This window comes from Vibrio sp. 10N.239.312.C11, assembly GCF_041466065.1.
GTDB classification, from domain to species: domain Bacteria; phylum Pseudomonadota; class Gammaproteobacteria; order Enterobacterales; family Vibrionaceae; genus Vibrio; species Vibrio tasmaniensis_A.
Genome location: NZ_JBFSRZ010000001.1, coordinates 134,373 through 147,664, shown reverse-complemented (window position 1 = coordinate 147,664; position 13,292 = coordinate 134,373). Strand labels below are relative to the sequence as shown.

General features: G+C 44.2%; 11 protein-coding genes. 8 read left to right on the top strand and 3 right to left on the bottom strand.

The window, feature by feature from the left end; all coding sequences use genetic code 11:
- Nucleotides 1-43: 43 nt before the first annotated feature.
- Nucleotides 44-277: a hypothetical protein gene (locus tag AB6D07_RS00655; protein WP_017104116.1), complete on the bottom strand. Its 234-nt coding sequence runs from the start codon at nucleotides 275-277 to the stop codon at nucleotides 44-46.
- A gap of 286 nt (nucleotides 278-563) precedes the next feature.
- On the opposite strand from AB6D07_RS00655, the gene AB6D07_RS00650 reads away from it, so the two are divergent.
- The 4 genes from AB6D07_RS00650 to udp all read left to right on the top strand — a co-directional run bounded on the left by AB6D07_RS00650 (nucleotide 564) and on the right by udp (nucleotide 6,233).
- Nucleotides 564-980 carry a CBS domain-containing protein gene (locus tag AB6D07_RS00650; protein ID WP_009847166.1) on the top strand — a complete coding sequence of 139 codons (417 nt, stop codon included), beginning with the start codon at nucleotides 564-566 and terminating at the stop codon, nucleotides 978-980.
- Between the two features lie 188 nt (nucleotides 981-1,168).
- Nucleotides 1,169-2,632: an MATE family efflux transporter gene (locus AB6D07_RS00645; RefSeq protein ID WP_017104115.1), complete on the top strand. Its 1,464-nt coding sequence runs from the start codon at nucleotides 1,169-1,171 to the stop codon at nucleotides 2,630-2,632.
- Nucleotides 2,633-2,803: 171 nt separating this feature from the next.
- Nucleotides 2,804-5,161, top strand: a complete 2,358-nt coding sequence (locus tag AB6D07_RS00640) for a zinc/cadmium/mercury/lead-transporting ATPase (protein WP_017104114.1) — start codon at nucleotides 2,804-2,806, stop codon at nucleotides 5,159-5,161.
- Between the two features lie 313 nt (nucleotides 5,162-5,474).
- Nucleotides 5,475-6,233 carry a uridine phosphorylase gene (udp, locus tag AB6D07_RS00635; protein WP_009847163.1) on the top strand — a complete coding sequence of 253 codons (759 nt, stop codon included), beginning with the start codon at nucleotides 5,475-5,477 and terminating at the stop codon, nucleotides 6,231-6,233.
- Nucleotides 6,234-6,578: 345 nt separating this feature from the next.
- Here udp and AB6D07_RS00630 read toward each other — a convergent pair whose 3' ends face one another.
- On the bottom strand, nucleotides 6,579-7,745 hold the full coding sequence (locus tag AB6D07_RS00630) for a DUF1887 family protein (RefSeq protein WP_009847162.1): 1,167 nt from the start codon (nucleotides 7,743-7,745) through the stop codon (nucleotides 6,579-6,581).
- A gap of 196 nt (nucleotides 7,746-7,941) precedes the next feature.
- Nucleotides 7,942-9,933, bottom strand: a complete 1,992-nt coding sequence (locus tag AB6D07_RS00625; protein WP_017096887.1) for a methyl-accepting chemotaxis protein — start codon at nucleotides 9,931-9,933, stop codon at nucleotides 7,942-7,944.
- A 275-nt stretch (nucleotides 9,934-10,208) separates the two neighbouring features.
- On the opposite strand from AB6D07_RS00625, the gene hinT reads away from it, so the two are divergent.
- The 4 genes from hinT to lpoB all read left to right on the top strand — a co-directional run bounded on the left by hinT (nucleotide 10,209) and on the right by lpoB (nucleotide 13,292).
- Nucleotides 10,209-10,559, top strand: a complete 351-nt coding sequence (gene hinT, locus AB6D07_RS00620; RefSeq protein ID WP_012604413.1) for a purine nucleoside phosphoramidase — start codon at nucleotides 10,209-10,211, stop codon at nucleotides 10,557-10,559.
- A 228-nt stretch (nucleotides 10,560-10,787) separates the two neighbouring features.
- Nucleotides 10,788-12,179 carry a COG3014 family protein gene (locus AB6D07_RS00615; protein ID WP_017104113.1) on the top strand — a complete coding sequence of 464 codons (1,392 nt, stop codon included), beginning with the start codon at nucleotides 10,788-10,790 and terminating at the stop codon, nucleotides 12,177-12,179.
- Nucleotides 12,179-12,562, top strand: a complete 384-nt coding sequence (locus AB6D07_RS00610; protein ID WP_009847158.1) for a YcfL family protein — start codon at nucleotides 12,179-12,181, stop codon at nucleotides 12,560-12,562. Before AB6D07_RS00615 ends, AB6D07_RS00610 begins: the two co-directional genes overlap by 1 nt.
- Before the next feature lie 139 nt (nucleotides 12,563-12,701).
- Nucleotides 12,702-13,292: a penicillin-binding protein activator LpoB gene (gene lpoB / locus AB6D07_RS00605; RefSeq protein WP_009847157.1), complete on the top strand. Its 591-nt coding sequence runs from the start codon at nucleotides 12,702-12,704 to the stop codon at nucleotides 13,290-13,292.

Below are 13,292 nucleotides of genomic sequence, written 5' to 3'. Positions count from 1 at the left end.
GTGCTGCTTAAGCTTGCCGAACAAGACATGCGTTATGACTGCGCTATTTTAGGAATAGGCCGAAGTCGATCTCTTGTTCTCTTCCGTATTTAACCAGTTTCACTTTCAAGTTGTGTTCTGCTGCAAGATCAATAGCTAAGTTAGACATGCGCTTTATCTCATTAAAACAGCTTGAGATTAGGGGCTTTTCTTGGTTGTCGACAGTAGCGATAAGTGTGTTCTCTGTACCTTCGCTGTCTGCATAAACATACGCGTACATGTTGTTGTCGTGTTGCATAAATTACCTAAGTTGAGCTTTTTATTATTAGTGTGATGAAGGTTACAGTATTTATGTATTCAGGCTAGCTTATGGGAGGAATCAAAGGTAAGAGTTTGTAAGCGGTGTTTAAATTTTTGCTTCATAGGCATGCGTGCAAGCCTTTTGTTACCTCGTTTTTTGCTTTGGTAGGTTTTGCCTATCAATAAAATTGTTGAAATCCATTTAGTAAAATCAAGATTTTAGACAACAATTAAGGTAACACGATAGAAAAATCGATAACAAAACGTATTTTAGGGAGAACGCAATGCATTCTATTAAAGTGAAAGATTACATGACGCCGCAGGTTGTGACATTCACTCCTGACATGCCGTTAAGTCTCGCGTTAGACAGAGTAATGCGCAGTCATCATATGGGTGGTCCAGTCATTGATGATAATGAACAAGTGATTGGTTTCCTTTCTGAACAAGATTTACTCGAGAAGTTAGTGAAGGTGAGCTATTTCTGCCAAGACACGCATATTGTAGGTGATTGTATGTACCAAGAAGTTCTCTCGGTATCACCAGAATTATCCATTATTGAATTGGCAGATATGATGCAAGTTGGAAAACCCAAAGCTTATCCAGTACTCGATAACAAAAAGCTAGTGGGAATGATCACTCGAACCGATGTTTTGAGAGCAATCGGCAAGAACTTAGATGAATGCTTTAAACATCAGGTATAGTTTTAAACATCATGTATAGTGGTGTGTTAAGAACGATTATTTTTCTCAATACCCTCAATTGAAAAGGCGCACTAGCGCCTTTTTTCTTTGTAGAGCTTTTCTTGGTGGATCTTTTTTGTAGATCCCTAGTTTGTGGCTGACTAGCTTATAGAGCTTTATTTTGTGGTGTTCCAACTTTTGGAGGTTTCATGTCAAATCAAACTGCGAAGTTTGTAGAAGGTTCAACGATGCGCCACATATTGGTGATGTCGGGGGCTGGCTCTGTTGGTTTGATGGCGTTATTCGTGGTCGATTTACTCGATATGTTGTTCATCAGTATGTTGGGACAAGTCGAATTGGCCGCGGCTGTTGGTTTTGCTGGCACACTGACATTTTTCTCTACCTCCGTTTCGATCGGTACTTCTATTGCTATGGGTGCGTTGGTTTCCAAAGCTATTGGTTCAAAGAATCAAGAACACGCTCGAAACCTCGCCACGAGTATTATGCTGACCGCTTTTGTCATCAGTTTGACGATTACTGCGGTGATGTTCGCCTATATCCCAGAGCTGCTTGCTGCGATTGGTGCAAAGGGGGTTGCCGCAGAGCGCGCGCAAGCTTACCTGCAGATCTTATTGCCAAGCGGGCCATTTCTAGCGCTAGCGATGGCTGCGGGTGCAGGCTTGAGAGCTGCAGGTGATGCCAAACGTTCGATGTGGGCGACCTTGTCGGGCGGCATTGTTAACGCGATTCTCGACCCTTTGTTTATTTTTGGTTTTGGTTGGAACATCGAAGGGGCGGCTATCGCTTCTGTCTTTGCTCGTTTTTCAGTACTCTTTTTCTCGCTTTACCCTTTGATTCGCAGTCACCAGCTGGTGGCTCCCCCTTCTCTTGTACAATGGCGCATTAATATTCGACCAATATTGGCTATTGCGCTGCCTGCTATTATCACCAATACCGCAACGCCTATCGGTAATGCGATTGTAACGACGGGGATTGCACAATACGGAGAGGATTTTGTCGCGGGCTTTGCTGTGATAGGTCGTCTGACGCCGGTTTGTTTTGCGGTTATCTTTGCTTTGTCTGGCGCTGTGGGCCCTATCATTGGGCAAAACTTTGGTGCAGAGCGAATGGACAGAGTAAAAGAAACACTCAACAACTCATTGTTGGTTACAACGGCGTACACCATCACCGTTTGTATTCTCTTATACTTTGTCCAAGACTATGTGATCCAAGGCTTTAGCCTACAAGGTGATGCAGCAATTATTGTTGCCGCATTCTGTACCTATGTGGCGTTAACCTTCACCTTCAACGGCGCACTGTTTGTTGCCAACACGTCTTTTAATAACTTAGGTAAACCGCTTTACTCGACGGCACTGAATCTGGGTAAAGCCACTCTCGGTACATTGCCGTTCGTTTACTTAGGCTCGCAATGGTATGGCGCATTGGGTGTGCTGTATGGGCAAGCCTTGGGCAATGTTTTGTTCGGAATACTCGGTACCCTAGTGCTTCGCTATCATATTGCCGAGCTTATGCAAGGTTCCCAAGTTGATCCTGTAGAAGACGATGTGTCGATAGTCAGCTTGAATACACAACCATTCTGTTCACATGATGCCGTTCTTATTGATGATGTATCGGCGAACAGAGAAGAGTGTAAAGAGCTCAAGTCGCAATAACAGCGACACTCCAATATAGATTAGTTGGTTTGTAAATTTCTTCTTGGTCTTGGACAATTTGTTCTTGACCTTAGAGTAGTCTCCAAGGTTTATACTTTTGTTGTACTTAAGGTTCTGTTGCTCATGAGTGAGCAATAACCTCAAGGCTTTTGAGTATTAAGGAGATACATTATGTGCGCAAAACACGCAGCGTGCCGCTCAACAAAAGTGGACGTTCAACCACAAGCGACTGGAGCAAGTTGCTCTAGCCCTAAAATTTCAAGCATTACCGCAGCAGGTACTTCATCTTCATGTTGCAGCTCTTCTGCTACTGCGTCTTCATCGTCAGGAGATGATTGTTGTGGTTCAGACAGTGGAGAAGAAGACAGTCAGTCCTCTACTCAAACTTTAAATGCCCAATTTTCTAAAAGTTGGTTGGTCTCAGGAATGGACTGCCCAGCTTGTGCTAAAAAAATAGAGAAAGCCGTTAGTAACATTGAAGGTGTTATTCAAGCCAAAGTTCTCTTTGCCACCGAAAAGCTAGTTGTGAAATTCGACAATGAAAGTCTTGCCGACACCATTGAACAGGTCTCTATCAAAACGGGCTTCCCTCTTTCGGAAGTTGGTTCTAAAAAAGAAAAACAGCACCCCGAGACTTTTTGGCAAGCTCATATCCAACCTAATTTAGAAATTATAGCGATTGCAGCCGCAATGCTCTTCGCAGCACTGTTGAAAAGTATTTCTCCTCAACTAAGTGAAGGTTTGTTTACCGTAACCTGTTTGCTTGGTTTGTATCCAGTGGCCAAGAAAGCAGTTCAGTTGGCACGTTCAGGTACGCCGTTTGCAATCGAAACCTTAATGAGTGTTGCCGCGCTCGGTGCTTTATACCTTGGCGAAACCGCTGAAGCTGCGATGGTTCTGTTACTGTTTTTGATTGGTGAGCGTCTAGAGGCATTTGCTTCATCAAGAGCAAGAAGTGGTGTTCAAGCCTTAATGGCATTGGTGCCAGAAAATGCCACCAAGATTATCAACGGCGACCGTGTTGACGTTGCAGTAAGTGAACTTGCTCCTGGTGACGTGATTGAAGTGGCAGCGGGTTCTCGTTTACCTGCTGATGGTCAACTTATTACCGACGCTGCGAGCTTTGATGAAAGTGCGCTAACGGGTGAGTCTGTTCCTGTCGAACATATAGCAGGCAACAGCATCATGGCTGGTGCTGTGGTGGTCGATAAAGTCGTTCGTATCACCATCACGTCAAAACAGGGTGAGAATGCGATCGACCGTATTCTTCACTTGATTGAAGAAGCAGAATCTCGTAAAGCACCGCTTGAACGTTTCCTCGATAAGTTTAGCCGCTGGTACACACCACTAATGATGTTGGTGGCTCTGTTGGTCATCATCACCCCACCATTGCTGTTCGCGCAGCCTTGGGAAACCTGGGTTTACCGAGGTCTAGCTCTATTGTTGATTGCTTGTCCGTGTGCGTTGGTTATCTCAACACCTGCTGCAATTACTTCTGGTTTAGCAGCAGCGGCGAAACGTGGCGCATTAATTAAAGGCGGCGCGGCACTAGAGCAGTTAGGGAAAATTCAAACGATTGCCTTTGATAAGACAGGTACGCTGACTGAAGGCAAGCCTCAGGTTACGGATATTCAACCTCTATCAGGTTGGAAACAAGACGCGATGCTTCGTGTAGTTGGGGCGATTGAAGTTGGTTCGACTCATCCTTTGGCGCAATCGCTTGTCGCTAAAGTTAAAGAGCTGAATGTTGAGATCCCTGAGTCACACAACAAGAAAGCGCTCATTGGTAGCGGTGTTGAAGGCGATGTCGATGGTGTTAAGTATCAGGTTTTATCACCGTCTAAAGTCACGTTTGCTCTTGGACCCGATGTGGTTTCTCAGGTAGAAGCATTGGAAGGCGAGGGCAAGACGGTTGTGGTTGCTCTTGAGCTTAAAGATCTAGAAGAGTCAACAGAACAAGCTACGACTGTGATTGGTTTGATTGCTTGGCAAGATACGTTACGTAGTGACGCTAAGCTTGCGATTGAACGACTTAATGACTTGGGTATTCAATCTATCATGCTCACAGGGGACAACCCACGAAGCGCAGCAGCGATCAGCAGCAAAATTGGTATGCAATATAAAGCGAGCCTGCTTCCAAGTGACAAGGTGTCTTATGTTGAAGAGTTATCTCAACAGTCACACGTTGCTATGGTCGGTGATGGCATCAACGATGCGCCAGCAATGAAAACGGCGAATGTCGGTATTGCTATGGGTGGTGGTACTGATGTTGCGCTTGAAACGGCAGATTCAGCACTGACTCACAACCGTTTAACTGAGCTGCCCGCGATGATTGAATTGTCGCAAGCGACCATGAATAACATTCGTCAAAACGTAGCACTAGCGCTCGGTTTGAAAGGTGTGTTCTTGGTGACCAGTTTGCTTGGTATTACCGGGCTTTGGGTTGCCGTTCTTGCAGATAGTGGCGCGACAGCACTGGTGACACTCAACGCACTGCGCCTGCTTCGATTCAAGTCTAAAGCGGATTAAGTTCAGCTCTCAGACATAGACGCTCTTAATTTTAAAAGCGTCTTATATAAGAAGCATCTCGCATAAAAGCGCCTTTAGCGGTCATACGTTAAAGGCGCTTTTTGTCTCATTAGTATGCAACGCAGCCGTTCTGATTGCTTATTTTTGTGATGCCAATCGGTTTTTCGTGAAACCTGAAGTGTTGTTGCGATCATTGGTGTGATGTTCGTCACTTCATTTCATTATGAGCTTGGTTAGAGTGTGTTCGTACCCCACGAATTTACTATGAGCTTAAATAAGGGTAAAAAGCCCAATAAGCCAAAAGGAGCGAACTATGTCTCAAGCTGTTTTCCACTTAGGTGTTACTGAAGCAGATCTTAACGGTGCTACTCTTGCGATCATTCCTGGTGATCCTGCTCGTGTGCAAAAAATTGCAGAAGAGATGGAGAATCCCGTATTTCTTGCGAGTCACCGTGAATACACGCTTTATCGCGCAGAGCTAGACGGTAAGCCAGTTGTTGTATGTTCAACAGGTATCGGCGGCCCATCTACTTCTATCGCAGTTGAAGAGCTTGCTCAGCTTGGCGTTCGTACTTTCCTACGTGTTGGGACGACTGGTGCGATCCAACCTCACGTAAACGTGGGTGACATGATTGTTTCTACGGGTTCTGTTCGTCTAGACGGCGCTAGCCTACACTTCGCTCCTATGGAGTTTCCAGCAGTTGCTGACTTCGAAGTTGCTACAGCAATGAAAGCAGCAGTTGAAGAATCAGGCGCAGCAGTTCACATGGGCGTAACCGCTTCAAGTGATACTTTCTACCCAGGTCAAGAGCGTTACGACACGTTTTCTGGTCGCGTGGTTAAGCGTTTCCAAGGTTCTATGCAAGAATGGCAAGACATGGGTGTTCTTAACTTCGAAATGGAATCTGCAACGCTACTAACAATGTGTGCAAGTTCTGGTTTGAAAGCAGGTTGTGTTGCTGGTGTGATCATCAACCGTACTCAAAAAGAGATACCTGATCACGAGACACTAAAAGTAACGGAAGCGCGCTCAATCAAAGTGGTTGTAGAAGCTGCTCGTAAAATGCTTTGAGTCGTAACAGTACTTTTAGTTTTCAAGTGCTTTAAGTCTTAAAACGACTTCAAATTTTGAAAATGGCCACATCGAATGATGTGGCCATTTTTTTGGGTGTTTACAAGTCCTTTGAGCTTTTTACCTTGCGAGCTTTAGACTTTGTAAACGTAGACCTTGTGAGCTCTAAACCTTGTGAACATCTAGATGCTGTAAAGTTTAGACCTTGTCAATACGGGCGGGGTAGTGGATATAAGTCATTTACTACGATTGGCATAATCGTTACGGGTACAAAAAAGGCGAGTGACTTAAGCGGTCATTCGCCTTTTTGTTTTTTGAGAATTCGATATGTTCGAGTTTCTTAAATTAGCACTCCAAATCTTCATCACCACCGGCAGCGGTAAACCATGCCGCGAGATGTGTTTTAAGATCTTTTAATTCGTCAGGGCCAATCAATGCTAGGCCAAGATCTTCTGCTCGTGTGATGTCATTATGACGAAGAGGGCGGAAGCTCACCAACATTGCACGGGCCTGTAGGCCACCTAGCAGGTCTCTGAGCGATTCCAGCTTGTACAAGGTATCATCGCCATCATCTCGCATACCTTTGGTCTTACACTCGATGATGTGCAGCTTATTGTTCACTACAGAAGCAACATCAAGCTCATTACGAACTTCGCGCTCACCGAGCTGACGATAAACCTGAACATTCAAAGAGCGATCTTGAATGGTCGGCATGTCATCTTGGATCTGCTTAACGGTGCTATGAACCAATGTTTCAAGCCATTCGCCGTTTGAGAAGCGTCGCGCGTCTTCATTGGCAAACGTCAAAATACCATTGTCATAAGTGGCAATCTTAGCTTCAACCAAATCGCTCAACAGCATGTTCAGCTCGCGATAACCTTGTTGCTTCTCAGACAAGCCCACATCAAGTCTTTGTTCTTTACGGCAGGTCGTTGCAAGGTAGTTCAATGTAGCAAGGCCTGGGCCTAATTCTAATGCGTTACTTGCCCAACGCTCACCCAGTTCATACAGTTTTTGGTCAAGTTGCGGAGACAGTTGTACATCGCTGAATTCACCACGAGCACCGAATACCGTTAAGTAGTCATCGATAGTGATGCGGTCTTGAACTTGTGCGTCTTCTTTACCATTCGGGTAAAGCCAGCACAGTTTGTCACTGTTTGGTTCAACAACAAAGATTGGCCAGTGGTAAGTACGAAATACTTCGTAGACAGACAGTAGGCGGTGACGAAGGCCACAACTTGCGTTGAGCTTCACTTCTTGTCCCCGAGCTTTTAAGTCTTCAGCAAGGTTTTGGATCGATTCTTTAATTGCAGAGGTGTTTACGATAGTTGGAATCTCGAAAAATTCACTCGTAATATCACGCTTCTGCAAAACGCTGTCTAAGCGTTGATAGATACTGATTTGATTTTTGTCACCGATGAACACGATGTGAGTGCTGATCGTTCGGTTGTCGAGTAGTGGGGTGATCAACCGAATGGGGTCTTGATCGATAATGCCAACATGAACAGCCATATAAATTCCTTAATAGCGGCTCGCTCATAAAGGTGAAAGAAAAACGGGAAGCAGCAAGCCTTTACAATCATATAATGACAAAGCTCATAAAAAACAAGGGCAACCCTTGATAAAAGTTGCCCTTGTTCAATTAGTTATCACTATTGGGTGAGATATCCCAACATTTCAGGTGAATATCTATTGGTTCTTCGTTTACTTATAGCTTGAATTGATGAACTAAATCGCCTTGCTGGTTTGCCAGAATTGTTAGGTTTTGGCTTGCCTCTGCAATTGATGACATCGCTTGATAACTCTTATCAGCAATCTGGTTGATGTCTTCAATGTTACGCGCGATATCACCCGAAGTTTCACTCTGCTCAGCCGCGGCTTGAGAAATGTGCGTACTCATTCGACTGATTTCTAGAATCAATGCCTGAATTTCTTCCATAGCACTATTAGCACTTGAAGCTTGTTCAACCGACATATCCATATCGCTCATGCAGCTTTCAATCACATTGCTTGCTGTTTTAGAACTTGATTGTAGGTTACTGATCATGGTCTCAATTTCAGACGTCGATTGAGTTGTCTTTTGTGCCAGTACTCGGACTTCATCTGCAACTACAGCAAATCCACGGCCTTGTTCACCTGCGCGCGCGGCTTCGATTGCTGCGTTGAGTGCAAGTAGGTTGGTTTGATCTGCAATACCACGAATAACATCGAGGATAGAGCCAATCTGGCTACTCATTTGTTGTAGCTCGCCTACAGCACCCACGGATTCAGTCAGGCGCACCTCAAGCTGATTAATGGTACTGATGTTGGTGTTCATGACCTGACGACCTGATTCAGAAGCCGATTCTACTTGTTGAACCATAGTTAATGAGCTTTGTGCACTGTTTGCTACTTCTTGTACAGAGTGAGACATTTGTGTCATTGCCGTTGCGACAGTTGCTGTTTGTTCACGCTGGCTGTTCAATTGAGCCTGTGTCTCAGAAGAGGTTTTTTGGTTTACGCTTGCAGTATTGGTTAGGTCATCTGAAGCGTCATTCAGTTTCACCAGAATATTGTGCAGGTTGTCGGCTAAGGTATTGATGTGACGGCTTACTCGGCTGAATTCGTTGTCGTATCGAATATCGATACGCTGAGTCATATCTCCTTCGGTCAGGCCTTCTAATGTACCGAGGATGCGCGTTAGTGGTTCTCTTACACTATGTGCAATGTGGTAACCAATTGCTGCAGCGAATACGGTGACAACAATGCCAATTGCAATCGCTTTGAATAGACCGTTGTCGTAGATGCTGCTCGCATCTGCTAATGATGAGTTGAGTTGCTCTTCCGCTGTGACGTTGAAAGAATCCAGTACCGCCATTGCTTGGTCGACCTCAACGGCTAGATTAGCAATGTTGATGTACAAGGCTTCTTTCGCTTTCAGATAATTATTATGCTTATCTAAAACACCGCCTTTTTGTCCCACGTCTTTGGTGAAGTTTTTAACCGATTCATCGAAAACATTTTTTATCGCAGGCAATTGTGTCGCTAAGCCACGGTACGCGTAGTTTAGGTGGGTAACGGCCTTTTTGTTTTGGTTAACGGCTTTTTGTACGAAGGCAACATCAGAACTTGCTAGTGCATCAGAGGTAATCACCTCGGCGTCTTGTAGTTTAATAAAGTAGCTCTTTGCCATCACTTTTACAGAGATGCTTTTTTGGTCGGCAACGTACTCTTTCATGCCAACGGTCAATTCTGAATGTAAGCGTTGGAAATCACGTGATGCTTTTTGTACTTGCTCTTGCGCCTCAAACATAGCGATATAATTGTTCATCGCTTCATCTGCTTCGGTGAAGTAACGTTCTTCCATCGCTCTTAATTGCGTGATGCGCTCAGTGAGCGAGGTATTGTCTTGGCTTGCTGTTTCTAGGCTACCTAGAACTTCAGAAAAAGCGTTTTGTGATGCAGCAAACTCTGTACGCATTGCAGACATACGCTCAGAATTTTGTGTGGTTAAGAAGTCTTTAAATGACTTGTCAGCGGAAAGTAATTGGACACTTGTTTGGTTTGAAAGCGCAACCAGCGGCAATGATACTTTTGAGACGCTCTCAAAATTGCTATGTATCTGATTCATGCTGCTCATCATGATGGTTATCGTGACTGCGAACATGATGATGATCAGTGCGAAACCAGCGTACATACGCTTGATCACAGATCCCTTCATGACTTTCTCCCTAAATAAATGTGGACCTAATACCAGGTCAAAACGAAACTAACAAAATTATCAGGATTCTATTGAGCTCGGCTTACGCATTTTATGACGCACACGTCAAAAATAGCCCTTTGTCCTAGCCAATATGCCGTTCTTGAGAGATAAGGCGTGTTTTTTTTGATTTGAACGGTGTTTTTTATTATGCTTTAAAGCAGGTTTATTGTGGTTTGATGCGGCATAGCGCATACTCAAAGCATTAAAAAATAAATGTTTTATCGGAGAGACACATGGCTGAAGAAACCATTTTTAGTAAGATCATCAATAAAGAAATCCCAGCAGATCTACTATACCAAGACGATTTAGTAACCGCATTTCGCGATATTAACCCTCGTGCTCCTAGTCATATTCTAATTATTCCTAACAAGCTGATTCCAACAACGAATGATGTTGAAACGGAAGATGAAGCAATGATGGGACGTATGTTTACTGTTGCTCGTAAGTTAGCAAAAGAAGAAGGCATTGCAGAAGATGGCTATCGTCTTATTGTGAACTGCAATTCTCACGGTGGCCAAGAGGTTTACCATATTCACATGCATTTGGTTGGTGGCCGCCCGCTTGGTCCGCTTTTAATGAGTTAATTAAAAGGCTAATAAGCTAACGAAACAGTTAATGGTCTCGTTAATACAAGTTAATGGTTAATTAACATAAACAGCGAGTTGGAAAATTTGTTGTTTGTATGCCAACTTTTAGTTTTATCTGTTGTCTGAATATCGGCATCGATTAGGTTGAGCCTAAAAAGCAAGGTATCCACTTGCTTAAGATCCTTTTAACAAAGTTGGCATTTTAAACATGCACGGAGACGATAAGTGAAGCACCAGTTTAGATTCGCTTCCATTGCCCTGTTATCGGCGTTGACAGCGGGTTGTGCGAATATGTCGGCAGGGAGCCTGTTCAGTCATTACAGCGCGCAAAACAAAGAAATTTACCAAGCAGTCAAGTCTGGGGATTATTCAACGGCTCAACAAGAGTTACCAGATTACGTAGCAGGTGACATTCTTGATAACTTTGAAAAAGGTAGAATTAATCTACTTGATCAAAAATATCCTGAGAGTAAGTCGTCGCTCGAACTGGCCGATCAGGCAGTAAAAGATCAGCAAAGTAAAGCGGTGATCTCTGTATCAGACAGTGCAACCAGTGTCGGCGCGTTGGCTGTGAATGACAATATTACCGAGTATGTGCCAGCCGATTATGAGTTGGGCTTTCTGCATTTATATCTTGGTTTAAATTATTTAAAGAAAAACGACTTAGAAGGTGCGGTGATCGAAATGCGTCGCGCTAACCAAGTTCAGGAGCAAGCCAAGAAACAACGTGAAGCTGAGTTAGAAAGTGCTGCAAGCGATGCAAAATCTCAAGGGTTGTCTGCCAACGTGGGTAGTATTCTTGCGAATTATCCTGATGCGGGTAAAAAGCTGCAATCTGTGCAAAATGCGTATTTGATGTTTTTGTCTGGCCTGCTTTACGAAGCATCTAACGATCTGAACAGCGCTTATGTGGACTATCGACGTGCTTTGGCCATCATGCCTGAGAACCAAGAAATCATCGATAGAACCATGGCAACAGCTGCTCGCTTAGGCATGCGACAAGATTTAGCTACACTGAAAAAGCGCTACAAGCAGTCATCTAAGTTAGGGGCAAGCGAAGGGCGAGTAATTGTGCTTCAAGAACAAAGTGCAGTTCAAGCGATGGACAGTTGGCGATTAGATTTACCTATTTATGACAGTCGCGATCAGGGCGCAATATACTCTCTGGCGCTGCCATATTACCCGCGCCAAAACGTAGAACGTTTTTCTGCGCTACGAATCAGCGGGCAACCGTTGTCTGAGCATTTGATTACGGATGTGAATGCGATGGCGCAGAATGATTTATCTGAACGTATGACGAGCATTGTTATTCGCCAAGCGTTACGTGTGGTCGCGAAAGACCGCATCCGTAAAGAAGCCACTCAAGGTAACGATGTCGGTAACATTTTGTTCAATGTCTGGAATGCATTCACGGAACAACCAGACACTCGAAGCTGGCAATCTTTACCTGCGGAAATAAAGACCAGCACGTTTGTAGCAAACAGTGGTCAATATACGTTAGAAGCGGGCACTAAAACGTATGACTTTGATATTCGAGAAGGGCAGACCACTTTGGTGTGGATTTCTCGACAAGGAAACAATGCAACAATGTGGCATAAACAGCTAGGGAGGCTGTAATGAAAAAGTGGTTAGTGAGCTTAGCAGCGGTTATGGCTCTGGCTGGTTGTGCTGATAATACAGCTGGCGTAAGGGTAGATAGTCAAACTCAGAACGTTTTCTTTGGTGATAAGGTATTGGGTAGCCGCTTACAGGTTGAAGATATCCGAACTGACCTCGTCGACGGTCATACGCGAGGAATCGTGCGTTTAAACAGTAACTATAAAGGCGATCAACATATCCTTTATCGCTTTTACTGGTACGACGATGCTGGTCTTGAGGTCAACCTAAAGCAAGGCCCTTGGAAGCAAGCGATTGTTCGTGGCTTTGAAAGTATTTCGTTGTCGGAAGTGTCGGTAAATCCGAAAGCGACTCAGTTCAGAGTTCAGTTCAGAGAGCAGTAAACTTTCGTTTGGAACCGCTCATATTTAGAGTGGTTCCAAGCTTTATAGCAAAGACGAGATAGAACGGGTCTAAGGATTCGAAAATACAAAAATTTAAGAGAGTGGGTAACCCCACTTAGTGATTAGTTAAGGAAACAAAATGAAAAAGAGTGTCATTGCGCTACTAGGTTTAGCGGTTATTTTAGGCGGTTGTTCAAACAAGGTAAGCTACGGTGATGCACAATCAGTAGAAACCACGACAATCGATTTCGGTTCAACTGACCTTCAAACGATTGCGGGCGAAATGGTCGATAGCATGATGGCGTCTGGTTCTGTGTCTTATATTACTCGTGAGCAACGTCCAATCGTGTTCGTAGAGCGAATCAAGAACAAAACAAGTGAGCACATCGATACTGAGTCAATCACTGATACCATCAGTACTAAAATGCTGAACTCTGGTAAGTTCCGTTTCGTTGATATGGACCGTGTAGAGTCTGTTCGTGAACAGTTGAATTTCCAAAATAACGATGAGCTTGTAAATCAAAGCTCAGCAATCCAATTTGGTAAAATGGTTGGTGCTCAGTACATGTTGTACGGCAACCTATCAAGCATCGTTAAGAAAGCGGGCAGCGACGAAGACGTATACTACAAAATGACCATGCGCCTAATGGATCTTGAGTCAGGCTTGATTGAATGGGCTGACGAAACTGAAATCCGTAAGCAACAATCTAAGAGCTTGCTGGGCTTTTAA

What these genes read in the sequence shown, in the direction of transcription:
- AB6D07_RS00655 (WP_017104116.1), bottom strand. Translation starts at nt 277, where the DNA reads ATGCAACACGACAACAACATGTACGCGTATGTTTATGCAGACAGCGAA.
- AB6D07_RS00650 (WP_009847166.1), top strand. Translation starts at nt 564, where the DNA reads ATGCATTCTATTAAAGTGAAAGATTACATGACGCCGCAGGTTGTGACA.
- AB6D07_RS00645 (WP_017104115.1), top strand. Translation starts at nt 1,169, where the DNA reads ATGTCAAATCAAACTGCGAAGTTTGTAGAAGGTTCAACGATGCGCCAC.
- AB6D07_RS00640 (WP_017104114.1), top strand. Translation starts at nt 2,804, where the DNA reads ATGTGCGCAAAACACGCAGCGTGCCGCTCAACAAAAGTGGACGTTCAA.
- udp (WP_009847163.1), top strand. Translation starts at nt 5,475, where the DNA reads ATGTCTCAAGCTGTTTTCCACTTAGGTGTTACTGAAGCAGATCTTAAC.
- AB6D07_RS00630 (WP_009847162.1), bottom strand. Translation starts at nt 7,745, where the DNA reads ATGGCTGTTCATGTTGGCATTATCGATCAAGACCCCATTCGGTTGATC.
- AB6D07_RS00625 (WP_017096887.1), bottom strand. Translation starts at nt 9,933, where the DNA reads ATGAAGGGATCTGTGATCAAGCGTATGTACGCTGGTTTCGCACTGATC.
- hinT (WP_012604413.1), top strand. Translation starts at nt 10,209, where the DNA reads ATGGCTGAAGAAACCATTTTTAGTAAGATCATCAATAAAGAAATCCCA.
- AB6D07_RS00610 (WP_009847158.1), top strand. Translation starts at nt 12,179, where the DNA reads ATGAAAAAGTGGTTAGTGAGCTTAGCAGCGGTTATGGCTCTGGCTGGT.
- lpoB (WP_009847157.1), top strand. Translation starts at nt 12,702, where the DNA reads ATGAAAAAGAGTGTCATTGCGCTACTAGGTTTAGCGGTTATTTTAGGC.